The organism is Rothia sp. SD9660Na (assembly GCF_030064065.1).
GTDB lineage: Bacteria > Actinomycetota > Actinomycetes > Actinomycetales > Micrococcaceae > Rothia.
In genome coordinates this window covers 138164-161766 of the sequence record NZ_CP125946.1, presented here as the reverse complement: position 1 = coordinate 161766, position 23603 = coordinate 138164, and the positions used below count along the sequence as shown (strand labels likewise).

Below are 23603 nucleotides of genomic sequence, written 5' to 3'. Positions count from 1 at the left end.
AGCACCCACCATGCACCAACCCACCGTAGCCCTCATCGAAGACGACCCCGACTTCAACGAACTCCTGGGCCTCTACATCAAAAACGACCCCGACCTCAACCTCATCGCTACAGGACGCAACGGGCAAGAGGCCATCACTATCGCCAACACCCTACGCCCCGAGGTCTTCCTTATGGACCTCAACATGCCCGTCATGGACGGCATAGAAGCCACCCAGCGCATCCTGGCAACCCACCCAGACGCTAAAATCATTGCCGTCACCACCTTCGATAGCTACAGCTACGTCAGCCAAGCCCTCGCCGCAGGCGTACACGGCTACCTCCTGAAAAACTCCCGCGCCAAAGAAATCAAACAAGCGGTCACAGCCGCAGTTGAGGGGCGGGCCATCATCGACCGGCGAGCCCTCGCCAGCCTGGTCATCTCCATGAACCTCACCCAACCACCCCAGGGCGACCCCTGGAGCGAACTCAACGCCACAGAACAGGCCATTACCAAACTCGTCTGCCTGGGGCACACTAATCAGGAAATCGCACAGGAACTGAACTACTCACTCTCAAACGTCAAAAACACGCTCTCACAGGTCTACAAAAAGATGGGCGTTACCACCCGCACCCAGCTCCTGGTGCACGCTGGGCACCACAACTTCCCGGTGCTGGATTAAATCTCTGATGTAATCAAAAGCTTCATCAGCATGTTCTTAGAACGCGCTGATGAAGCTTTCGATTACCTTGGGCGGGCTGGGGCCCGGCCGTCCGCCCGCTACCGCCGGTTAAGCCTTACGCCCCAGTGATTCCAGGCGCACCAGCACCGACTTATACACCGGAGTGTTCGAGCGCTTCGCCGCCGAATCCAACGGAACCAACACGTTACCCTCGGGCAGGTAGACAGTGCAGCAGCCGCGGGCGTGGTCGTACTCCACCACGCGGAAATTAGGGGCACGACGCTCGCCGTCCTCCCAGACCGACACAATATCCACCAGGGAGCCGTCCTCAAGACCCAGGGCGACGATGTCATCCCGGTGCATAAAGACCACGCGGCGTCCACCGCGCACGCCACGGTAGCGGTCGTCCAGCCCGTAAATCGTGGAATTGAACTGGTCATGCGAACGCACCGTCGACAGCAGCAGGTGCCCCTCGGGGACCTCCAGCACGTTGGTCTCGTTGACCGTCAGCCGGGCCTTGCCGGTTTCGGTGTTGAAGACGCGCTCACGCGGGCCGTTCGGCAGGTAGAAACCACCGGGCTTCTCGATACGCTCGTTGTAGCGCTCAAACCCGGGAATAGTGCCCTCAATAGCCTCACGAATCACGCCGTAGTCGTCGATCATGGGCTGCCAGAAGTCATCACCAAAGGTTTCGCGGCCCACCGAGCAGATAATCTCTACCTCGGACTTGAGATCGAGGTCGTCGTTAGCGGTGCGCTTGCCGATAGAAGCAGAGACGATACCGAAGGAGTTCTCCACGGTAATCTTCTGCGGGCCGGACGCCTGCACATCGCGGTCGGTACGAGCCAGGACGGGCAGAATCAGGGCCTTCTCGCCGGGGAAAGCGTGCGAACCGTTGGGTTTGGTCGAAAGATGGACGGTCATCTCCTGGCTGCTCATGGCCTTTTCGCAGGCGGTGGTATCGGAGGCAACGCGCACCAGGTTACCGCCCAAAGACATGAAGAACTGGTTCTTCCCGTCGCGCATCTGGCGCAGGGCGTCCACGGTGTCCAGGCCGTGCTCGCGGGGGACGGGGAAGCCGAAGTAGTCTTCAAGAGCCGCTAGGAAGGGCTCGGGCATCTTCTCCCAGATACCCACGGTGCGGTTGCCCTGCACGTTCGAGTGGCCGCGGAAGGGGGCTGAACCAGCCCCGGGCTTACCCATATTGCCGGTGAGGAAGAGGAAGTTCATCATCTCCCGCAGGGTACCCACCGATTCACGGTGCTGGGTGACACCCAGGGTCCACGAAACAATCGCGTTTTCAGAGGCCTCTACCAGATCGGCAACGCGCGCCACCTGGGCAGCCGAGATACCAGAGCCGCGTTCCAGCTCAGCGTCGTTCAGACCCAAAAGGTGCTCGCGTAGCTGCTCGAAGCCGTCCGTAAATTTCTCAATGAAAACGTGGTCAATGGCGTCGCGCCGAATCAGCTCTTTGTTGAGCTGCTGGAAGAAGGCGCGGTCGCCGTCCAGACGCACCTGCAGGTACTCGTCCGCCAGCTTCTCGGGCACAATCATGCCCACCGGCGACTGGGGTTCACGGAAGGCCATCAGACCGGTTTCGGGCATGGGGTTGAGCACCACCATCTTGCCGCCGTTTTCCTTCATCTTCTTGAAGCTGGTCAGCGAGCGCGGGTGGTTGGTGCCGGGGTTCTGACCTACAGAGATGAGCAGGTCGGTGGTTTCGAGGTCGCTCATGGTGATTGAGCCCTTGCCCAGGCCAGCGACCTCTTTGAGGGCGACGCCGGTGGACTCGTGGCAGAGGTTGCCACAGTCGGGCAGGTTGTTGGAGCCCAGACGGCGGGCCAGCAGCTGGAAGGCGTAGGCGGCCTCGTTGGAGGCCCGACCCGAGGTGTAGAAAACAGCCTTGGTGGGGTCGGTTTTCTTGAGCTGGTGGGCAATCAGCTCGAAGGCTCGCTCCCAGGTGACGGGGCGGTAGTGGTCATCCCCGCTAGAGCGGTCGTAGAGCAGGGGCTGGGTGATGCGGCCCTGCTTGCCCAGCCAGAAATCAGTTTTATCACGCAGCTCGGTGACCGAGTACTGCGCCCAGAAGTCAACTCCCGCGCGTTCGGGGGTGGTCTCCTCAGCGATGGCCTTGGCGCCGTTTTCGCAGAACTCCACCACGTTCTTATCCTTCTGGTGGGGTTCGGGCCAGGCGCAGCCGGGGCAATCAACGCCGCCGTGCTGGTTCATGTTAATCAGGGGCAGCAGGCCGCGGGCGGGGATAGCGTGTGCCATGGCGTGCAGTACACCACCGGGACCCGCCGCTACCTTAGTGCGGTGGCCAATCTTGGGATTGTCAAAGGCCGTAGCTTCTTCGCTCACGCGGCTGACAACAGGGACGTCTTCATGCTTGCTTACCGTGCTCATACACCCCAGTTTAGCGTGATGTGTGCCAGATTACTGAGCTAGCTGACCCGAGTACAGGTTAAAACGTCGTTCGCGGGCAAAAGCGACCAGGGTGAGGCCCGATTCCTTGGCAAGATCCACAGCCAGCGAGGACGGGGCAGAAACCGCCACAAGCGCCGAGAAACCGGCAAGTACTGCCTTCTGCACCAGCTCAAAGGACGCCCGGGAGCTGACCACCAGCGTCCGCCCCGGTAGGCCGGGGGCGGGGGGCTCCAGCCCGTCGTTCATGAGCAGGTGGCCCACTACCTTGTCCACGGCGTTGTGGCGGCCGATATCTTCGCGGGCAACCAACAGTTCACCGCCCGGCTCAAAGACGGCGGCGGCGTGAATACCGCCGGTTTTTTTGAAAATCACCTGGTGGTCGCGCAACCGGACAGGCAGTTCCAGCACCTGCTCAGGAGTAAGGGCGGTAGGAGGTATGGGGCGACTGGCCTTGCCCATAATGGAGTCAATCGAGGCCGACCCGCACACCCCGCAGGCCGAGTTAGTCACGGTCAGACGCAGGGGTGCAGCCTTCCCAAAGAGGGGTAGGACGCCGCCCGGCGGGCTGGGGTGCGTAGCTTCAGGGACTGCGCGGGTCAGGTCAAGCACGTTGTAGGTGTTGGCGCCGTCCGGCCCGGTCGCCCCCGCGCAGTAGCGGGCGGTACTAATCTCTGCGGCGCTCCTAATCAGCCCTTCGGCGTGCAGGAACCCGTGGGCCAGTTCAATATCATGCCCCGGGGTGCGCATGGTGGTGGTGACGGTCTGGCCATCCAGCTTGATTTCGAGGGGCTCCTCAGCGGTCAGGGCGTCGGCGCGGCGGTCAATAGAGAAAGTACCGTCGTCTTTGAGCACGTACCGGGTGGCCGGAGCAGTACGGTTGAGCCTACCCATCGGCCCGCTCTTTATATTCGTCAACCAGAATCTCGACCTGTTCCAAAGCCGAACGGACGCTCTCCACCTGCTCATCAGCGTCCTGCCCCGGGGCCTGAGCGGCAGCGTACCCCACCAAGAAAGCAGCCAAGGGCGCTGCCGGGCGCACCACCCCGTGCGCCACCTGTTTGGTCATGCCCAGAAGATGGGGCATAGCATTCTCCACCAGGGCAAGGTCAAGGTTCAGACGGGAAGAAAGCTCGGCTAGGAAATCGCGGGCAATCTCAAGGTCGCGGGGGTCTCTCTGACTCATAACGCTCCAACGGTGCAGCGGGGAAAAAATTTCAGTTTCAAACATACACCCGCCTGCGCCAAGAGCCTAGAGGGGCAGAAAAGTGACGCTAAGGCCGTCCTTCTCACCAAAGCGCTCCAGGTGGCGGCCCAGCACGCTCTCAAGGCGCTCACGCCCCTCAGCGGTTGCGGCGTAGGTCAACAGGACAAGACGCTCGACGCCGTCGACCTGCTGCACCAGCACATCGCCGTAGCCCCCGAAGTTACCGTCGCGGTTAAAGGTCAGACGGTGGCCGCCCTCAACCTCTTCAACCAGGATCTTGTGCCCAAAGTGGCTGGCCAGCTGCTTGGCATAGCGGGCGGGGCGGTCGGTGAGGACGACGGCGCGCGAGCGGGCAGTCAGAGTATCGATGGCGGGGTAGGACACTAAATCCACGGCAAGCCTTTCTTTAGGGTTAGGTTTACCTAAATTATACTCGGGGCACTGCCCGTGCACGCTTTCTTTTCGCAGTGTTGCTTCCTCCCATGGCGCCACCGCCTAGAACCATGCATACCCCGGCCTATAATTACACCCAGCAGGTGCCCTGCCACACACTCACACGCACACAATCTAGAGGTCTCTTATGCACCCCCGCCCAGAACTCAAGGTAAACCGCGCCCAGGCCATCACCCTCGCAGCATCAAGCCTAGCCATTTCAGCGCTCTCGACCACTCCGGCTTCAGCCAATATCCCGGTATCCGGCGGCATCTACTCCCTTTGGATAACCAACCCCGCCCGCTTCGGCCATCCCGTCGCCGCCGAGCAAGCCCTCAGCCCCGTCAGCGCCTACCAACCCTTTAGCAACGGCATCATCATCTGGGACGCGGCCTCCGGTTCCCATTTCTACCCCGGGAACCCCAACAACTTCGTCCGCACTGGCCCCGGCAACATGTTGCGCGATGCCAGCATACGACTAACCAGCTCAGATGCCCTGATTATCGGAGACTCCCAGGTGGGAGAACCCAACACCAACCACAGCTACTGGGTAGGCCAAGGCTTCACCCAGGCAGGCTACCGCCCCTACTTTTACAGCTGGGGTGGAATCGGTGTATACGCAGCCAACCAGTACCACCCCTCATACGTCGATAGCGTTATCAATAACGCTAGGGCCCTCCCCCTTGGCTCCCCCGGCATCGTCTATATTCAAGGATCTGGCAACGATCTGTGGACAGGCCGCAGCTACCAGGACACTGCCGAAGGTATGCGGGCAGTTATCAGAAAGCTGCGCGAACTCTACCCCACCAGCCTGATCATGCTCTCTGAGGTAGTTGGCCGCCGCATCTCCGAACAGACCAACCGTCACCAGCTATCAGAGCATCTTTCCGCAATGGGCAGGCAAGAAAATGTCAATGTAGTCCCTACCCGCTACTGGATTACCGATAAAGGTCTTGCCCACCTTCTGGCAGACTCCGTCCACCTCTCACCCACAGGCCACACTGCATTAGCTCCCCATCTAGCCGCCTGGATCCGCTGGTCCAACGGCACCGGCTTTGCCGATGTGCTCCCCACAGAAACCTTCTTTACTCAAATGAACTGGATGCGTACCAGCGGCATCTCCACCGGCTGGGAGGACGGCACCTACCGCCCCTACCAGTCAGCACTCCGCGGTGAAATCGCAGCCTTCTTCTACAGACTTGCAGGCTCCCCTGCCTTCACTCCCCCAGCAGTGAGCCCCTTCCGCGATGTGCCGACCACTCACGCCTTCTACCACCACATCACCTGGATGCAGGCCGCTGGCATCACCACAGGCTGGGCCGACGGAACCTTCCGCCCCCAGCAAACCGTCCTGCGTGCAGAAATCGCAGCTTTCTTCTATCGATTTAACGGTTCACCCGCTGCAAACTTGTCCGATATTTTTAAAGATGTGCCCGTCACCCACCCCTTCAACAGAGAGATAGCCTGGATGCACGCCAACGGCATCACCACAGGTTGGGCAGACGGCACCTACCGCCCGCAACAGCCCGTCCTGCGTGCAGAAATCGCAGCCTTCACCTACCGCAACGTCCACAGGAGTTAGCCCGCATGCTCAACAAGTTCCTCCGCAAGGACTCCCCCGCCCCACCTGCTCCAGCGCCTGCACCGGTAGAGCACAAAGAAGCGCCCGCGCCCGGCAAGCCCATCTATCTCATCTCCATGGCCGGCTACCCCAACTACGGCGACGAACTCATCACCCTGCGCTGGCTCCAGTACCTGGCAGCAACCCACCCCACCACCGAGGTCTGGCTCGATGTTCGCGAACCGGGCCATGCGACGTCCCTCTTCAAACACGCCCACCCCAAACTGCACGTCACCAACACCCTCTTCCGGGCAATTCACGAGCACCTCCACGGCGACCCCAGGACCCCGGCTGATAAGATTCGTGAGCTCGGCACACCCAACTACGACCTGGGCATCATCGACCTGCGGGAGGCAGGCACCCTGCACCTGCTCGGTGGCGGTTACATCAACTCCCTCTGGCCCGAAAACCAACTACTCGTAGACGCCATGCGCGCTACCCGTGATATCTCAGGAGCCCGCCTCTATGCCACAGGTCAGGGCCTCACCCCGCGCAACGACGAAACCTTCGAAGACTTCGATCACGTCAGCGTACGCGACTTACCCAGCGCAGAGGCACTCAGCCTAGAAACCGGCCTCGACGACGCCCTACTGCTCCCACCCGGTCAGTCACCCGCGTCCGCCCTTCAAACAGGACGCCCCGAAGAGCTCTACCTCTGCATACAAAATGACGCCCTCGAACCCGGGGCCCACGAGGCAATGCTCGCCTTCGCCCGCGCCCAAATCGAGCACTTCGGTATCCCCAAGGAACGCACCTACTATGTCGAAGCCATCCCCGGCAACGACTACGCAGGCTACGACGCCCTGCGCGACCTCGTAACCGACGATGGGTTCATTCCCTTCTCACGCTTCTGGCGTGAAAACTTCACCTACGGCCCCCACCAGGTATGGATCACCAGCCGCTTCCACCACCACCTCACCGGTGCCCTCCACGGGGCCCGCGGCATAGCCCTCAACGGGCAGCCCGGCTACTACGACGTCAAACACCAGTCGGTGCTCAATCTCGGCAGCAACTGGAAGCTCGTCAGCCCCCTCAGCGACCCGCAGAGCCCCCTTGACCTCACCGACCTCACGGCCCCCCCCCGAAGCTTCATCCACCACATCCGCGCCAAGCGGCAAGAAGCCCAGGAGCTCTACCCCAGCCGTCCGCTCTAAAAACAAAAGGACGCCCCGCCCTCCCTAGCAGGAGAAGCGGGGCGTTCGTGCCCTCCCCTTGCACAGCGTCACACCCGCCACTCTCGCCAGAAACTAGCCCACGGGCGTACACTAGACAGGTACATCAGCGCCGTCCGCACCAAAGACGGCGCACTTTCATTTCTGGGCCACACAAACCCACACGAGTATCTACGGATTTTCACGAATGTCTTCTGAGAACACCGCGGCTCACAAACCCGCACCCTCAGCGCCCACCAGCGCTATCGACCGCTACTTCAAAATCACCGAACGCGGCTCCACCCTCTCCACCGAAATCCGCGGCGGTCTAGCAACCTTCTTCGCCATGGCCTACATCGTGGTGCTCAACCCCCTCATCCTGGGCCTCGGCCCCGACGGCGCAGGCAACACCCTCGGCGTCGAGCGCGTTGCAGCGGCAACCGCACTGGTGGCGGGCGTCTTGACCATCATCATGGGCCTCTGGGCCAAGCAGCCCTTCGCCATGGCGGCGGGCCTGGGCGTCAACGCCCTGCTGTCCTCCACCATCGCAACCACCCCCAACCTGACCTGGCCCCAGATTATGGGCCTGGTCGTCTGGGCCGGTATCGTCATGGCCATCCTGGTACTCACCGGCTTCCGCCGCGCCGTCTTCGACGCCGTACCCGAATCGCTCAAGACCGCCATCGTTGTGGGCATCGGCCTCTTCATCTCCCTGATTGGCCTGGTCAACGCCGGTATCGTCCGCCGTATGCCCGATGCTGCTGGCACCACCGTCCCCGTCTCCTTCGGCGCGGGCGGCCACCTGCAGGGCTGGCCCATCTTCGTCTTCCTCTTCGGCCTCTTCCTCACCATCGCCCTCTTTATCCGCAACGTTCGCGGGGCGATTCTGATTGGTGTGGTTGCCTCAACCATCCTGGCGATCGTACTGGAAAAGGTCTGGCCCTCCGGCTCTTCCGTGGACTCCGCCACCGGCTGGTCCCTCATGATCCCCGGAATCCCCACCCAGTGGATCGGCCACCCCGACCTCTCCCTGCTGGGCTCCGTTGACATGGTCGGTGCCTTCTCCGGCTCCTCCCTGGGCACCCTGGGCGCAACCATGCTCATGTTCGCTATCCTGCTGGCAGTCTTCTTCGACGTCATGGGCACCTCCGTAGGCCTGGCCTCCGAAGCTGGCACCATCGACAAAGACGGCAAGATCGAAAACATCGACCGCGTCCTGCTGATTGACGCCGCCGGTTCCGTACTCGGTGGTGGCTCATCGTCCTCAGCCCACCAGATCTTTGTGGAATCCGCCACCGGTATCGGTGAAGGTGCCCGCACTGGCTTCGCCAACATCGTCACCGGCGCCCTCTTCCTGCTGGCTGTCTTCATCTCACCGCTGGTGTCCATCGTGCCCTTCGAGGCTGTCGCCCCCGCCCTGGTCGTCGTGGGCTTCCTAATGGTGCGCCAGGCCATTCACATCAACTGGACCGACTGGGGCCTGGGCATTCCCGCCTTCCTCACCATCATCATGATGCCCTTCACCTACTCCATTGCGGACGGTATCGGTGCCGGCTTCGTCGCCTTCACCTTCATCCGCCTGGCGCAGGGCCGCAGCAAGGAGGTGCACCCGATCATGTACATCGTCTCAGCTGCCTTCCTGGTCTTCTTCGGCATGGGCGTGATTGAGGGCTGGATGCACGCCTAAACCGCCTCCCTTCTTCTAAGTACCCCAGTTTGAGTGCAGTTACCCGGTTTTTACCTGGGGTAGCTGCACTCAAACTGGGGTATTTCTGTTAAGGGCGGACGGACGCAAGCAGGCCCCGAGGCACGGCAGGTTCGTGCAGGGCAGATTCGTGCAGAGCAGGCAGGCTCCCCGCTCACCTGTTTTAATGGAGACATGCTTGAACCCGATACCCGCTGCCCCTGCGGCACCGGCGAAACCTACGGCGCCTGTTGCGGCCGCTACCACACCCATTTTGCTCAGACCGGCGACCTGACAGCACCCACACCCGAGGCCCTCATGCGCTCCCGCTTCAGTGCCTTTGCAGTGGGCCTGCCCGACTACCTCCTAGCCAGCTGGCACCCCAGCACCCGGCCTGCGTCCTTGCACCTCGACGACAGCCTGCGCTGGTACCGACTCGACATTCTCAGCACGGCAGGTGGCCCCTTCGACAGCACCGGCGGGGTGGAGTTTGCCGCCTATTACCAGTCAGTGCCGGGCACGCCCGAGGACGAGCGGGTGCGCGGTGTGCAGACCGAAGTCTCCCGCTTCACCAAGGACGGCGGGGCCTGGTACTACGTGGATGGTGAGGTCAGCTAACCCCTGCAGACTTCTTCCCCCTATCCCTTTTCTCATGACCCTAGAGATTATCTCGGGGTAAAGAGAGAAGGAATAGGGCGATTACCTTATTGACCGGCGCGAAGTTGGGCGTCCAGCTGGGCTAGGTCGGCCTCTGGCTGGGCGTCGCGGCGCGGGGTAGCCGAGCGGGCGAAGTCGCGCACCCAGGCGTCGTCCTTGTACTGGGCGGGCACCCCACCACCTAGCAGGCGCTTGGTGATGGTGGCGGTGGCCAGGTCACCGGCCACCGGCAGGGGCGCGTGGGAGCCAGCGATGATGACGTTGCCCTTGCGTCGGCCCTTGAGCATGGCCGGGTCTGCCACGATGCAGGTGTGCTCAAAGACCCGAGCCATGGCGGCAGCCTCAGCGCGAGCCCCGGCTAGGGAGCGGTCATCGCCGCAGTTGATGATGTAGAGCCCGCCCGCAGTCAGCGAGCGCTCGGCCAGCTGGGTAAATTCGAGGGTGGTCAGTGGTTCTGGGGTGATGTAGCCGGCGAAGACGTCGCGGATGATGATGTCGCGCGATGCCGGGGCAAAACCTTCGGTGACGGCGCGGGCTTCGCCCACCCTGATTTTGAGGGTGGGGGCTTTGGGCAGGTCGAACCATTCGCGTACGTAGGCGGCAAGTTTGCCGTCGAGTTCGACCACGGTGTTGTGGGAGGCCGGGTAGACGTCGGCCAGGTAGCGGGCCATGGAGCAGGCCCCGCCGCCCAGGTGGGTGATGCGGAGCTTGGCCGGGTCGAGGTGGGCGTCGACGAAGGGTTCGATGACAGCCGCCAGCCAGCGCATGTATTCGAAGTCGAGTTCGCGGGGCTGGCCCAGCACGATATGGGAGGATTCCATGCCGTTGATTTCGAGTACCCAGCCGCCGGGGGTGTAGTCGTCTTCGATGAGTTCGGCGATGCCGGTGTCGATGGGGTAGGTGCCTTCAACGAGGGCTTCGGGGGTTTCTACCTGTTTTTTGGGGGTTCGTCTGCGTTTTGCCACCCCTCTAGCCTAGTGGGTGGGGCGGGCTCTGCGGGACTTGCTAGACTGACTTCCTCCCCTCCCTTACGGGAGAAGGGTCCAGGTATCACTACCAGGAGTTTCCTGTTTCATCAATGACAGCCCGCCCTTGAACCCCGCAAGGGGTTTCTTGGCAGGTCTTACACCATCTCCACAGGCGTACACCGCGAGCCCCGCGGCATGGATATTCTGTGCGGCGTTTATATCCCGATCATGCCGGGTGCCGCAGGCTTTGCACGTCCAAAAACGAGCACTAAGGGGTAGGTGCTCTCGCACTACACCGCAGGTGTTGCAGCGTTTAGAAGAGGGGAAGAACCTGTCGATAGCTACCACCTGTTTGCCGTACCACTCAGCCTTATATTCCAGTAGGGTGCGGAACTGGGCGAAGTTGTGGTCAAGGATTGACCGATTCAGCCCAGCCTTAGCGGCCCGGCCTTGACCCCGGGCTGCTTTGGTCATACCTAAGACGTTGAGGTCTTCGATGCAGATCACGTCATAGGTACGAACTAGGGTAGTGGTGGTTTGGTGCAGCCAGTCAGTTTTGGCGTCTCGGGCGGCAGCGTGGGCTCGGGAGAGCTTGAGTTTCGCTTTTTCCCAGTTCTTTGACCCTTTGACCTTGCGGGAGAGGGCACGCTGATAGCGGGTGACGCGCTTGTTCTTGGCGGGTAGATCATAGACGTCGGTGGGGTTGAGTCTTTGACCTGTTGAGAGCACCAGGGCGTCTTTGACGCCCAGGTCAATTCCTACGGTTTTACCCCTTGTAGGTAGGGGAGCTATTTCAGTTTCACACAAAGCTGAGATGAACCAGCGCCCTGCGCTATCACAAGTGACGGTGAGGCTAGAGGCGGCTTCCCAGGGGGCAGGGTTATCCCCTGCAGTAAGGGTAAGGGGTTCACTCATTTTGGCTAGGTAGATAGCCCCGTATTTGACCCTAAAGCCGCGCTGGGAGTAAGTCGCTGCAAGCCGTGATTTCCTACGGGTCTTACATTTAGGGTACTTGGCTCTGCCCTCGAAAAAGTTAGAGAAGGCGCTCTGCAAATGCCGTAGGGCTTGCTGCAGGGGAACGGATGAGACCTCGTTGAGAAAAGCTAGTTCAGGCTCTTTCTTCCAACTGGTCAATGCCTTGTCTGTTTGGGCGTAGCTCACGCGCTCACCCTGTTCATACCAGGTGTTGGTGCGGTAGTGTAGGGCTTTGTTATAGACCACTCGGACGCAACCGAAGGTACGCATCAGCTCTGCTGCTTGCGTTTCGGTGGGGTAGAAACGGCGTTTGTAGGCACGTTTCACAGTACGGGTAGTCATGTTCATGTTCTATCTGGTTAGTGTGTGAGTTTCTGGTGGTTGGGGGTGCGTTTCCTCCCCGCCCTCACGGACGGGGCCTCCACGCGCCATTCCAGGGTGAAAGGACGCGCGCCCGTGGGTTTTGTAGCTGATGGCAGGTACGTGGTGGCGCCGGTGGGCGCTGAGGACGCAGAGAAGTATGTTGACCTGCAGTTGCGGTGCCTGGCGGAGACCTATAACGGGCTGGTAGACCCGGGGTTTGGGGGCCGGCAGGCGGCTAACCGGGATGGCTGGCTGGAAGAGTTTGCTGAGAATATCGCAGCACCCGGTGCCCGCGCCTTTTTTGCCTACGAGAATCCGGCATGGACGCCTGCCGGTGGTCTGAGCTGCGCGGTGGGAGGCAAGATTGATTGGGACGCCCCGATCGGTTTTGCCTTATCCCGCCCCGGCCCCTTGGCTTGGGAGCTAGAAATCGGTCTGCCGCCGGTTGCTGAGGGTACCCGGGAGCTGACCCATCTTTATACCCTTGCCTCGACTCACGGCACAGGGTTGGGTGCGGCTCTTTTTGATGCTGTGCTTTACCCTGATGAGCCTGCCTACCTCTGGTACATCGTGGGTAATGAGCGGGCTCGGGAGTTTTATGGCCGCCGGGGCTTTAAGGACGAGGGGCTCCCCATTGACTGCGGTGGCGCCTGGACCCCCGCTCGAACAGCCCGTATGTACCGCGGGCTGACGCTGCCTTCGCAATAGAGGGGTTCAAGCTTTTCTCCAACCCTACAAAATACTTTACTTTGAAAGTATTATGTGAGAGGGTGGAAGCATGAGCACCACCAAACAGACCGAACACTCCACCCGCGGCTCCTACGTGCACGCCGGGGAAGAATACAATCGCGACACCACCTACATCGAAGACCGCATTGTTGCAGACTCCGCCGCTACTGCCCAGGTTGACCCCGACCACCAGCTCTGGCCGGTCAAGCCCGGCGCCTACCGCCTGGTAGCCGCTCGCGCCTGCCCCTGGGCTAACCGCACCCTGATCGTCCGCCGCCTGCTAGGTCTCGAGGACGCTCTTTCCGTTGGCTTACCCGGCCCCACCCACGACGCCCGCTCATGGACCTTCGACCTGGATCAGGACGGCAAGGACCCGGTACTGGGTATTGAACGTCTGCAGCAGGCCTACTTTGCCCGCTTCCCCGATTACCCCCGTGGTATTACTGTGCCCGCCATCGTCGATATCGAATCAGGTGGCGTTATCACCAATAACTTCCCGCAGATTACCGAGGACTTCTCCAAGGAGTGGAAGGCCTACCAGCGCGAGGGTGCCCCTGACCTCTGGCCCGCTGACCTCGAAGAGGAAATGCGGGCGGTGATGAAGCGTATCTACACCGAAATCAACAACGGGGTCTACCGCTGCGGTTTTGCCGGTTCCCAGGAGTCCTACGAGGCAGCCTACGACCGCCTCTGGGCGGCTCTGGATTGGGTTGAAGAGCGCCTGGCAACCCGTCGCTACCTCATGGGGGACCACATCACCGAGGCTGATGTGCGCCTCTTTACCACCCTGGTACGCTTTGACGCGGTCTACTACAGCCACTTCAAGTGCAACCGCCAGACCCTGGCCTCAATGCCTAACCTCTGGGGCTACGCCCGCGACCTCTTCCAGACCCCTGGCTTTGGCGACACCGTGGACTTCCAGCAGATTAAAGAACACTATTTTATTGTTCACGAGGACATCAACCCCACCGGCATCGTGCCGGTAGGCCCTGACCTATCCGGCTGGCTGACCCCGCACGGGCGTGAGGCGCTAGGTGGTTCCCCCTTCAATGCGGACGCTGGCGCCACCGCCCCTGCCCCGGTGCGAGAAGACGAGCGGGTAGCGTCCGGCCACAACCCCCTCTACCCGGCAGCTTAAGCACCTGCCGCTTCGTCCGCCTCGTAGCCTGGCTCCGCCCCGATACCTCACCCGGGTGGAGCCGAGCTAGCGGGCAAAAAGACTCTCACCCCCTCATCGATTGCTTCGTCACTGATGAGATCCCCCACCCCAGCTAGGTTGGTCAGGTTGCGCACCTGCTGCTGGGCAGTAGGCTCGTAGACCCGAATACCGCTATCGGGCAGGGGAGCAGATGGCTGCTCCCCCACAGCCGGCAGGGTGATGGTGGGGTTATAGAGCTGCACGCTACCAATTTCTACCTTGCGGAGCTGGGTATCGAGCCAGCGGTCCCCTTTCTGTATCACCTCGGTATCTAAGGTGCGCAAGGCTGAGTCGGCGTCCTGGTAGAGGTCAGAGGGGTTAATACTGGCGCTATTGATCAAGCAGTTGCCCAACCCTATTTTCTGAACCCCCGCGTGCACAGCGTTACCGACTCCCGCTATAGCCATCTGTTCCTGCTCGGTGCGAGTGATATCGGGCTTCTGGGCCGTACCGGCGGTAATCGTCGTTTTTACCACGCTGTAGCCACCCATCAAGCCCTGCAGCTCGGGTATTACCCGCTCCGTGCCGGGGTTTGCGCCCGCGATCTTCACGTAGTCCGCAGCCCCGTGAACCGAGGCGCCAGCAGGCCTGTGCTGCATCACGGTAGATGCATCGGGCGCGTAGTCAGGGCGGTCGCCCTGAAGGTAGGGGACGGGGTCACTCTTATACCGGGTATCAACGTGCGTGACCGAAGCCGGAACCTTAATCTCGTCCACCGGACTACCCTGGGTGATGAGCCCCTTGACCCGATAGCGGGAACCGAAGGACGTATTGGCCGCGAGCGCACCGGCAGTCAGCCCGCCCTGGCTAAACCCGGCGAGAATCACCCCGCTCCCCTCGGTGGCACCGGCCTGCTCTAGTGCTCGCTCTACCTGGGTCATCAGGGCCGTGTACTGGTCAGGGGTGAGGTCGGCCCCGTAACCAGAGATAGCACTACCAGCTGTGCCGGCCCAGGTGTTTGTGCCCCCGCGCCAGGGTTGCAAGAAATCCTCGCGCTCGCCGTCGCCGTCCGTCCCGGGAATGGTAACCAGGTACTGGGTTTCACCGGTTTCTGGGTTGTAGAGGGTTTGAACCATGACGTGGTCCCATGCCCCCTGGTAGTGGCCAGCTTCAAAGAGCTCATCGCCCCGGTTCTCTATGCCCTCCATGCGCTGGAAGTGCTCGGCGATTCCGCGGGCGCTCAGGGGTAGCTCCTGCCCGGTGCCGTTGGGTTCAAGCCGGGGAATGCTCTTACCGGGGTCTAGGTTATCGATGCGCAGGCTGGGGTTGAGCGCATCCGTCATATCGCGGGTAGCCCGCAGGTGCCCGGTCGTACCCGTTACCTGCACCAGCTTGTTAAGTCCCTTAGTCGTATCCTGCATGATCTTACGCCCATCGGGAGTAGTGCGAGCCAGTAAGAAGGCATCCTTAACGTAGGTTACCGCCTGCACTGCTCCCCGCTTAACAACCAGTTTGAACAAATCAACCCGGTAACCGAAGGCCGACTCCGTGCCACGCAGCACCGCCATGCCCAGGGTCTGAGCCTGATTCGTCTGGTTAATAACCCGATTCGCGAAGTCCTCCGCCTGCCGGTAGTTCTCAGCGGTGCCTTGCACGCCCCGGGCTAGGCCCCGCATACCCGCCACCAGGGTGGTGAGGGTTAGGGTGCTGGTACCCAAGGACGCCAGGGCGCGGCTGCCTGCCCCCGTCAGGTCGAGGGAGGCCAAAAGGGCCACACGCGCAGTGAGACCGCCCAGTTCCCGACTCACTTCTTCGTACCGCCCAGCCACGGCAGCAAGCTGGTGGGCTAGGGGCTCTAGCTCAGAGAACTCCACCGAGATACGGCCACCCGAAGGCCCTGCCCCCAGAGCACCAGAAACATATGCTGCGCCCACGCCTACCACCCCTCTCCTGCCAAAGTAGCACTCACGCGGGCAAGCAGAGGGTTGTCCATAGCCGAGGTGAGAGCCCCCTGCAGGGCAGGTAGGTTAGCCCGCTCGGCGTGCACAATAAAGTCATCGAAGTCGATATCGTCCAGCACCGCCATACCTGCTAAGGCGGCATCAAAAGCAGCCCCGGCAGCGCCGATAGCAGAAGCCACCAGCTCAAGCTCAGCAGCAACAGCCTCGCCAGCCAACCGCACCTCCTGAGCACTAGCTTCCAGCTTCCCCTGCAGAGCCCTAGCCGCACCCCCTTCTGCCTCTAAAGCACCCTGAAAAGCACGGCCAGCCACAGAATCCCACTGCACCTGCCCCGCAGCTAAAGCCTGCCCAGAGGCCTGCCCGACGGCGTCCGCCTGCCCCAAAACCTGCTGCGCCAGCGCAGCAGACCACTCCCGCACCCGCTGGGCCAAACCCAACGCACCCGCCGACGCGCTCGCACCCCCCTGACTCCCCAGGCCAACCCTGCCCGCAGCCGCAACAAGCTCATACACCGAAGGCATCGCTTTTCCTCCTCACTTCTTTCACGGGCGATTCCTTAGCCCACACCCTAAAAGCAGCACCCAGCCGAGCACCAGCGTCCGCTCTCCTGTGGATAAGCCCCACCCCGGCCGTCCGCGCCCATCACCCCAAAATTGGTGCAGCCGTGACGCACGATGACGCAGTGAGTTCACACCCCTTGACGGCAGCCACCCTCCCCGTAAAAGCCCATCTCACACCCCCGCTAAAACGTGCGCCACCCCACCAAGCCGTGAGAAACTAGAGTCATGTCTCATCGCGAAAACTGCACCACCCTGCCCTCTGGCCGTCGCTCCCTCACCGGCGCAGGCCTTGCCCTCGGCGCCCTCGACGGACGCTACAAGGCCGCCACCGAGCCCCTGGTCGACTACCTCTCAGAAGCCGCCCTCAACCGCGACCGCATCCACGTTGAGGTCGAATGGTTCATCTACCTCTGTGACCACCAGGTCCTGCCCGGCCTCGAACCCCTCACCGACGAGCAGCGCGCCGGCTTGCGCGCCATCGTCACCGACTTCACCGAAGAATCTGCCGCTGAACTGGCAGAAATCGAGGCCGTCACCGTGCACGACGTCAAGGCTGTCGAATACTTCATCGCCCGCCGCCTCGAGCCCCTTGGCCTGGGCTATCTGAAGCCCCTGGTCCACTTCGGCTGCACCAGCGAAGACATCAACAACCTCTCCTACGCCCTGGGTATCAAGGACGCCGTCATCAACGTCTGGCTGCCCGCCGCCCGCGGCCTGGTTGAGCAAATCATGAAGCTGGCCGAAGAGGCCCGCGACGTGCCCATGCTCTCTCGCACCCACGGTCAGCCCGCCACCCCCTCCACCCTGGGTAAAGAGCTAGCTGTCTTCGCCTACCGCCTGAACCGCCAGATCAAGCACGTTGAAAACGCCGAGTTCCTGGGCAAGATCAATGGTGCAACCGGTACCTACTCCGCCCACGTTGTATCTGTACCCACCGCTGACTGGCAGAAGATCTCTGAAGAGTTCGTCACCGGCCTGGGTCTGGACTGGAACCCCCTGACCACCCAGATTGAAAACCACGACTGGCAGGCTGAGCTCTACTCCTCCATCGCCCACTTCAACCAGGTGCTGCACAACCTCTGCACCGATGTGTGGAGCTATATCTCTATCCGCTTCTTCCGTCAGGTTCCCGTTGCGGGCGCAACCGGTTCATCCACCATGCCCCACAAGGTCAACCCCATCCGCTTCGAGAACGCCGAGGCCAACCTCGAAATCTCCAACGCCCTGCTGAACACCCTGGGCTCAACCCTGGTGCAGTCCCGCTGGCAGCGAGACCTGACCGACTCGTCCTCCCAGCGCAACATCGGTGTAGCCTTCGGCCACTCCGTGCTGGCTATCTCTAACGTGGTCAAGGGCCTGGAGCGCCTGGACATCGCCACCGACGTCATCGCCCAAGACCTCGACGAGAACTGGGAGGTCCTGGCCGAGGCTATCCAGATGGTCATGCGCGCCGAAGCAATCGCGGGCGTCCCCGGCATGGAGGACCCCTACGAGCGCCTCAAGGAGCTGACCCGCGGCCACCGCGTTGATGCAGCCCGCCTCAAGGAGTTCGTCGCCGAGCTCGGTCTGAGCGAGGACGCCGAAGCCCGGCTTTCCGAGCTCACCCCGGCAACCTACATCGGCCTGGCCCCCTCCCTGCTGGGGCACGCCACCCGCTAAGGTCGGGTCAGGCACAGGTATCAGCGCTCCTTGCCAGCTGTTACCTGTTCCTTCCGCTGAATACACAAACGCAGACCCCGTGCAGGCGTCATCTTCCACCTACGAAGACAGCATCTGCGCGGGGTTTCTTACAATAGACCTATGATCGAAACTTCCCGCCCCACAGACAGCTCACCTGAGCAGGTTCCCCTGGCTGTGCGCCGCCTGCGCAAGCTCTGTGCCCGCTACCCCGAAGCCACCCCCGCCACCCTGGCAGAGCGCCTGGGCGGAATCTTCGTGCGCGACTTCACCCTGGTCGGGTCAGCCCAGGCAGGTGCGCAGGAGCTGACGCCCAACGTCCTCGGCAGTGTCACCCGCAACCGGCGCGTTGCCGGGCTCACCCAGGCAGCCGCCCACCTGGGCGCGGTGCAGCAGGGCATGGCTACCTACAGCAGGGCCGCCAACAAAGGCATCACCACCACAGCCCATGTGGGCAGCGCCCAAGCAGTCAAGACCTACCTGCACGGCATGGCCCTGCTCTACGGGCTAAAAGTTGAAAGCAGCGACGAGGCCGCAGCAGCCGTTTTAGGGCAGGACGTCAACGAGCTACTCACCCAGGTCGAAAACATTCCCAGCACCGGAGTGCGCCAGGGGCAGCAGATGAATATTCTAGGGGCCGTGGCCGCCATCGGTCTGCGCAACCCCCAGACCCTGCTGCTGGTCAAGGCGGGCGAGCAGCTGGTCAAGGCAGGAGGCGCTGTTTTCGCTAGTCAGAAGATGCGCCGGGATTTTGCCCAGCAGCTCATTACCCAGGTGGAGCAGAACCTGGGAGCCGCCCCCGGGCAGCTACCTGCCAGCACCCGCGCGGTCTTAGACAGCGGTCAGGACGCTGGAACCCCGGGCGCGGGGGCAGGGCAGGGCAACAGCGGCTCGGTTCCTGCCACTGATGACGCTGACCTGCTAGAACTTTCTGCCGAAGAGGTCAGTGCCATTGAAGCACCCGAGCCCGTGGCGCCCTCTCCCCTCGATGAGCCTGAGCCCGTAGAGCCCTCCCAGCTTGAGGCCCCCGAGCCGGTGACCGCGTCTGTGCTTGAAGAACCGGCCCCGGTGGTGACCGAAACTCAGGTGCGACCCAGCACCGAGGCAGAGCTGGCAGCAGCCGACGGGGCAACCGCCAAGGGGGCCCGCCTAGCTGCCCGCGCGTTCGTCCACGCCCGTTCTCGTTTTAAGGGTTAAAAGTAGGGACCAGATTCTTACCGAATACCGTGTGGACGTTAGGTACATCGGTAGAAATCTGGTCCCTACTGTGAAGAGACGGGTGCGGACGCCTAGGGGCAGTTCGCGTGCCCGGGATAGAAGCTCCGCCTAAGAGTTGAAGGGCTGGGCGCAGGCTGCCATGGTGCCCTCGGTGTAACCCTTCGTGAACCAGCTGACACGCTGCTCTGATGAGCCGTGGGTCCACAGGTCGGGGTTAACCTCTTGACCCGAAGAACGCTGAATCGCGTCATCGCCAATGGCGCGGGCCGTATCAATCGCCTGCTGAATCTGGCTCTCGGTTAAGGGGTCGAGCAGGGCGTTTTCACCCTTATCAGCTTGGGAAGCCCAGACCCCGGCATAGCAGTCGGCCTGAACCTCAACCTGCACAGCACCCGAATCAGCACCCGGGTCCTGGTAGTTGGAGTACTTCAGGGTGCCCATGGTCTGCTGAATGTGGTGGGCGAACTCGTGGGCGGTCACGTACATGACCGCAAAATCGCCGTTGGAGCCACCCATAGCCTTGAGCTGGTCAAAGAAGGGAACCGACATATACACGGTCTGGTCAGCCGGGCAGTAGAAGGGGCCGGTCTGCGAGATATTGGCGGTACCGCAGCCGGTAGAAAGCTGACCTTCACCCAGCACCAGGTCGGGTGCGGTGTAGGAGATACCCGCCTCTGCTGGGAGCTTCTCTTCCCACACCATGTCCAGGCTCACGCCGGTCGCCAGAATACGGCAATCATCGTAACGGTTGGCGTCCTCATAGGTCTGGCAGTGATCAAAGTTCCCGGCACCGGTGACCTGGCCCTGCTGGGCTTTGGTGCCGTACATGGAGCTAGAGCCCCCGGTCAGACCGCCAAGGCCGCCCGAGGCAAAGAGGAAGATAGCACCAAGAACAAGCACACCGGGAATACCGAACTTCCGTGCCACGCTACCCATGAGCATCATCATGAGCGGGTTCGCACCACCGGCACCACCGGAGCGGCCGTTGCCGCCCGATGAGCCTCGCTGGGAGTAGTTGTTATTTAGGTTGTCGTTAAAACCCATGGCAGTTCTCTTTACTTCTCAAGCTGCGCGGTCTCACCCTGCGCACCCTCGGAAGTGTCGGCGTCCTCGCCCTTGCCACCCTCAAACTTGGGGGCCCGGTCGGAGTTAAGGGCATCGGGGAAGACAGCGGGCAGGGCACCGAAGGTCTGCTCGACCGACTTGACCACATTCTTACCCAGGGCCAGGTTGGCACCGCCACCCACCACAGCACCAATACCGAACGGCAGGGCACGGCCAAGCAGGGCGCCGGACTGGCGGGTCAAGAAGCGCTTAATGAACATATTGCGGATGGTGCGCTCGATACTGAACACCTTGCCGGAGTCCTTGGAACCCATCATCATGCCCCACTTGCGGGAGACACCGCCGGTCTTACCGGTATGGGCCAGGATTGAGTTCATGAGCACGGAGCCGTCCTCACCCAGCATGATGGCCATGACCATGAGACGGGATTTTTCGGGGTCATCTACGTGCACGCCGTGCAGCTCAGCCATAGCCTGCGCGTAGATAGCGGTGCGCTCCAGGTAGCCGCCAACCGCCAGGGCAGACAGACCAACGGACGCCGCAGTACCCAGACCCGGCACGAAGGCGGTTGCGCCCACGGCGCCGCCACCAACGGTCACATCGCGCAGGTAGGCCTTTTCGAGGCGCTTGGCAATCTGGTCGGGGGTCTCGTTAGGGTGCTTCTCACGCATCTTCTTGAGCATGGAAACAATCAGGGGGCGCTGAACCTTCAGCACAGTATCGACAGTGCGGGTAACCGCGGGCTTGGGCTGACCGTTAGCGTCGAAAGCGCTAGATGCGTTGAAGTTGAACATAGCTTTTAGTTTACCGGCAAATAGCTGTAAACACAGTGTGCTTGCTATTGTGTACGCCCTAGGCGTGGCGGGCTGCGGTAGCTCACGGTGGCAACTGTGGCGCCCAATGGGCCGCCGTGATCCTGCTCGGGGCTGCCTTCGCCGGCATGAACGGGGCCTTCTACCACCCCATTGAGCTGCTCCCCCTGGGGCTGGCAGTCTCAGTGGAGTTTATCGGCCCGCTGGTTCTGGCAGCTGTGCTCTCCCGCCGACCTATCGACGCCCTCTGGATTGGACTAGCCACCGTGGGCAGACTCATCGACGGGGCTGGCGGCCCTGCGCCGCCTGCCCAACAACGTCTTCTCTATTCTGCTCAGCCTAGAACCCGGCATCGCGGCTATCGGCGGCTGGCTGTTGCTCCCCCAAGACACCGGCGCCCTGCGCTGGACGGCAATTCTACTGCTGACGGTAGCCTCCATGGGCATCACCATCACCTCCCACCCCAAGCGGGCAGCGGGCGAGCCCGCTCCTGTCACCAGCACTATTGCTCAGGTAGACGCGCCCTAGCCCAGTTTCCCCAGGAGTTCCACCAGCTCGTCGGTTCCCAAGGCGGACGCCGGGTGCGGCCCGGCACCAACCAGGCCGGTGACGGCGTCCTGGGGGAGCGCCACGTGCGAGCCCACCAGAATGAGGTTGCCCGCGTAGCGTCCGCTCAGCATGGTGGTGTCGGCCAGGCACCAGACGTGCTCAAAGACCTCTAATAGGGTTCGGGCCTGGGCCGCGAAGAAGCTCAGCCCGGCGTCGTCCCCCACGTTGACCGCCAGGAGCCCGCCCGCACTCTCACTACTGGCAGGAGCCAGGGAGTCACGCAGGTCGGTGTAAAACTCGGCGGTGGTCAGGTGGGGCGGGGCCTCCCAGCCCGAGAAAATATCGAGGACGACCAGGTCAAGTCCGCCAGGGGCACCCAGCTCATCTTTTAGGCTGGGAGCAGCCGCGGCGGCGTCCTCAATCAAAATCTGGCAGTTGGTCCCCGCGGGCAGGGGTAGCTGCTCCATCACGAAACCGGGTAGCTCCCGCTCAATATCGACGGCCAGCTGGGCAGAACCGGGGCGGGTGGCCTGAATGTAGCGCACCAGGGTCAGCGCCCCAGCCCCCAGGTGGGCGGTGGTGATCGGTTCGCCCGGTACCCCCTGAAGGTCGACCAGGTTGCCGATGCGGCGCAGGTACTCGTAGAAGATGAAGTCGGGGTGGGCCAGGTCCACGTGGGACTGCTCCGCCCCACCGATTTCAAGGATACGGCCGGTCTCAGAGAAGCCGTCGGGGGCAACAGAGGCGCTCAGGCCAGAGAAGGACAGCTGAATAGTGCGTGACATGCTCTCTAGCCTAGCGCCTGTTACCTAGTGCAGGTGCCGCAGGTCTTCATCGGCGGCCAGGGAACGCGGCTCCATCTGGAAGGTGGAGTGCTTAATAGAGACCTCAAAATGCTCGGCCACACAGCTTTGCAGATTCTTGAGAATCTCCACCGAGTGGCCGGTGGTGAAGCACTCGTCGTCCAGCACGATGTGGGCGGTGAGCACCGGCAGGTCGGAGGAAATCTGGGTGGCGTGCAGGTCGTGCACGGCAACCACGTGGGGCTGGCCTTCGAGGTGGCGGCGTACCTCGTCGAGGTCGAGCCCGCGCGGGGTTGATTCCAGCAGCACCGAGGCGGTTTCGCGGAAGAGCTTGACGGTGCGCGGGATAATCAGCAGACCGATGAGCACAGCCACTAGGGCGTCGGCCTGGTAGAAGCCGGTACGCCAGATAATAAGGGCCGAGATAATAACCGCCACCGACCCCAGGGCGTCATTGAGCACTTCCAGGAAGGCGGCCCGCATGTTGAAGTTGGTGCGGTCGCCGCCCACCAACACCGCAATCATCACAATGTTGCCCACCAGGCCAATGACGCCGAAAATCAGCACTTCACGGCCGGGTATGGGGGCAGGTTCCAGCAGGCGCTGCACCGCCTCGTAGAGCACAAAGAGCCCAACCCCGAGCAGCACAGCGGCCTGGAACATGGCTGAGAGCACCTCAACCCGGCGGAACCCCCAGGTGTGGCGCGAGGACGCCGGCAGGCGGGCCAGACGCGCGGCGGCCAGGGCAACACTGACCCCCAGGGCATCGGTGAAAACGTGGACCGTGTCAAAGAGCAGGGCCAGAGAACCGGTCAGCCAGGCTCCGGTCAACTGGAAGGCAACCAGTGACCAGGCAATAACCACCACAATGATAAGGCGGCGCTCGTTAGCCCCGCCACCGTGGGAATGCCCGTGGGCATGGCTGTGGGAGTGGCCCATGGTGTGCCC

At 62.1% G+C, this 23603-nt stretch carries 22 protein-coding genes; 10 read left to right on the top strand and 12 right to left on the bottom strand.

Annotated features, from left to right (window positions below; translation table 11 throughout):
* Positions 1-10: 10 nt before the first annotated feature.
* Positions 11-661 (top strand): response regulator transcription factor, encoded by a 651-nt coding sequence (locus QM007_RS00875; protein WP_283490146.1) that lies wholly within the window; start codon positions 11-13, stop codon positions 659-661.
* A gap of 108 nt (positions 662-769) precedes the next feature.
* Here QM007_RS00875 and QM007_RS00870 read toward each other — a convergent pair whose 3' ends face one another.
* The 4 genes from QM007_RS00870 to QM007_RS00855 all read right to left on the bottom strand — a co-directional run bounded on the left by QM007_RS00870 (position 770) and on the right by QM007_RS00855 (position 4685).
* On the bottom strand, positions 770-3067 hold the full coding sequence (locus QM007_RS00870; protein WP_283490145.1) for an FdhF/YdeP family oxidoreductase: 2298 nt from the start codon (positions 3065-3067) through the stop codon (positions 770-772).
* 30 nt (positions 3068-3097) lie between these two features.
* Positions 3098-3979 carry a formate dehydrogenase accessory sulfurtransferase FdhD gene (gene fdhD, locus QM007_RS00865; RefSeq protein ID WP_283490144.1) on the bottom strand — a complete coding sequence of 294 codons (882 nt, stop codon included), beginning with the start codon at positions 3977-3979 and terminating at the stop codon, positions 3098-3100.
* The gene (locus QM007_RS00860; protein ID WP_283490143.1) at positions 3972-4271 is read right to left on the bottom strand and encodes a DUF6457 domain-containing protein; all 300 of its coding nucleotides are present in this window, start codon (positions 4269-4271) and stop codon (positions 3972-3974) included. The genes fdhD and QM007_RS00860 overlap by 8 nt, the downstream gene beginning before the upstream one ends.
* Positions 4272-4337: 66 nt before the next feature.
* Complete coding sequence (locus QM007_RS00855) at positions 4338-4685, bottom strand: DUF2218 domain-containing protein (RefSeq protein WP_283490142.1); 348 nt, start codon at positions 4683-4685, stop codon at positions 4338-4340.
* Positions 4686-4872: 187 nt separating this feature from the next.
* On the opposite strand from QM007_RS00855, the gene QM007_RS00850 reads away from it, so the two are divergent.
* From QM007_RS00850 to QM007_RS00835, 4 genes are all read left to right on the top strand, one after another.
* Entirely contained in the window at positions 4873-6306 is a 1434-nt protein-coding gene (locus QM007_RS00850; protein ID WP_283490141.1) for an S-layer homology domain-containing protein, read from the top strand.
* Positions 6307-6311: 5 nt separating this feature from the next.
* Positions 6312-7499, top strand: a complete 1188-nt coding sequence (locus QM007_RS00845; RefSeq protein WP_283490140.1) for a polysaccharide pyruvyl transferase family protein — start codon at positions 6312-6314, stop codon at positions 7497-7499.
* Between the two features lie 205 nt (positions 7500-7704).
* A complete protein-coding gene (locus QM007_RS00840) occupies positions 7705-9183 on the top strand; it encodes an NCS2 family permease (protein ID WP_283490139.1) in 1479 nt (492 codons plus the stop codon).
* 192 nt (positions 9184-9375) lie between these two features.
* Positions 9376-9798 (top strand): YchJ family protein, encoded by a 423-nt coding sequence (locus tag QM007_RS00835; RefSeq protein ID WP_283490138.1) that lies wholly within the window; start codon positions 9376-9378, stop codon positions 9796-9798.
* Positions 9799-9884: 86 nt separating this feature from the next.
* On the opposite strand, the gene QM007_RS00830 is transcribed toward QM007_RS00835, so the two are convergent.
* Complete coding sequence (locus tag QM007_RS00830) at positions 9885-10802, bottom strand: spermidine synthase (protein WP_283490137.1); 918 nt, start codon at positions 10800-10802, stop codon at positions 9885-9887.
* A gap of 63 nt (positions 10803-10865) precedes the next feature.
* Positions 10866-12122 carry an RNA-guided endonuclease InsQ/TnpB family protein gene (locus tag QM007_RS00825; RefSeq protein WP_283490136.1) on the bottom strand — a complete coding sequence of 419 codons (1257 nt, stop codon included), beginning with the start codon at positions 12120-12122 and terminating at the stop codon, positions 10866-10868.
* 114 nt (positions 12123-12236) lie between these two features.
* Between QM007_RS00825 and QM007_RS00820 the strand changes: the two genes are divergently transcribed.
* Both QM007_RS00820 and QM007_RS00815 read left to right on the top strand, forming a co-directional pair.
* On the top strand, positions 12237-12851 hold the full coding sequence (locus QM007_RS00820; protein WP_283490135.1) for a GNAT family N-acetyltransferase: 615 nt from the start codon (positions 12237-12239) through the stop codon (positions 12849-12851).
* A gap of 70 nt (positions 12852-12921) precedes the next feature.
* Positions 12922-14010, top strand: coding sequence for a glutathione S-transferase family protein (locus QM007_RS00815; protein ID WP_283490134.1), 1089 nt, complete (start codon positions 12922-12924; stop codon positions 14008-14010).
* 47 nt (positions 14011-14057) lie between these two features.
* Here the strand turns inward: QM007_RS00815 and QM007_RS00810 are convergent, their stop codons facing one another.
* Both QM007_RS00810 and QM007_RS00805 read right to left on the bottom strand, forming a co-directional pair.
* Entirely contained in the window at positions 14058-15944 is a 1887-nt protein-coding gene (locus QM007_RS00810) for a lipase family protein (protein WP_283490133.1), read from the bottom strand.
* A 2-nt stretch (positions 15945-15946) separates the two neighbouring features.
* Complete coding sequence (locus QM007_RS00805; RefSeq protein ID WP_283490132.1) at positions 15947-16492, bottom strand: hypothetical protein; 546 nt, start codon at positions 16490-16492, stop codon at positions 15947-15949.
* Positions 16493-16756: 264 nt separating this feature from the next.
* Here QM007_RS00805 and purB point away from each other — a divergent pair, with 264 nt between their 5' ends.
* Positions 16757-18190: an adenylosuccinate lyase gene (gene purB / locus QM007_RS00800; protein ID WP_283490131.1), complete on the top strand. Its 1434-nt coding sequence runs from the start codon at positions 16757-16759 to the stop codon at positions 18188-18190.
* A 141-nt stretch (positions 18191-18331) separates the two neighbouring features.
* Complete coding sequence (locus QM007_RS00795) at positions 18332-19405, top strand: hypothetical protein (RefSeq protein WP_283490130.1); 1074 nt, start codon at positions 18332-18334, stop codon at positions 19403-19405.
* Between the two features lie 129 nt (positions 19406-19534).
* Here QM007_RS00795 and ypfJ read toward each other — a convergent pair whose 3' ends face one another.
* A complete protein-coding gene (ypfJ, locus tag QM007_RS00790; protein WP_283490129.1) occupies positions 19535-20470 on the bottom strand; it encodes a KPN_02809 family neutral zinc metallopeptidase in 936 nt (311 codons plus the stop codon).
* An 11-nt stretch (positions 20471-20481) separates the two neighbouring features.
* Complete coding sequence (locus tag QM007_RS00785) at positions 20482-21285, bottom strand: di- and tripeptidase (RefSeq protein ID WP_283490128.1); 804 nt, start codon at positions 21283-21285, stop codon at positions 20482-20484.
* A 393-nt stretch (positions 21286-21678) separates the two neighbouring features.
* Between QM007_RS00785 and QM007_RS00780 the strand changes: the two genes are divergently transcribed.
* A complete protein-coding gene (locus QM007_RS00780) occupies positions 21679-21831 on the top strand; it encodes a hypothetical protein (protein ID WP_283490127.1) in 153 nt (50 codons plus the stop codon).
* On the opposite strand, the gene QM007_RS00775 is transcribed toward QM007_RS00780, so the two are convergent.
* Both QM007_RS00775 and QM007_RS00770 read right to left on the bottom strand, forming a co-directional pair.
* Positions 21828-22637, bottom strand: a complete 810-nt coding sequence (locus QM007_RS00775) for a spermidine synthase (protein WP_283490126.1) — start codon at positions 22635-22637, stop codon at positions 21828-21830. The genes QM007_RS00780 and QM007_RS00775 overlap by 4 nt on opposite strands.
* A gap of 24 nt (positions 22638-22661) precedes the next feature.
* Positions 22662-23594 carry a cation diffusion facilitator family transporter gene (locus QM007_RS00770; RefSeq protein ID WP_283490125.1) on the bottom strand — a complete coding sequence of 311 codons (933 nt, stop codon included), beginning with the start codon at positions 23592-23594 and terminating at the stop codon, positions 22662-22664.
* Positions 23595-23603: the final 9 nt, after the last annotated feature.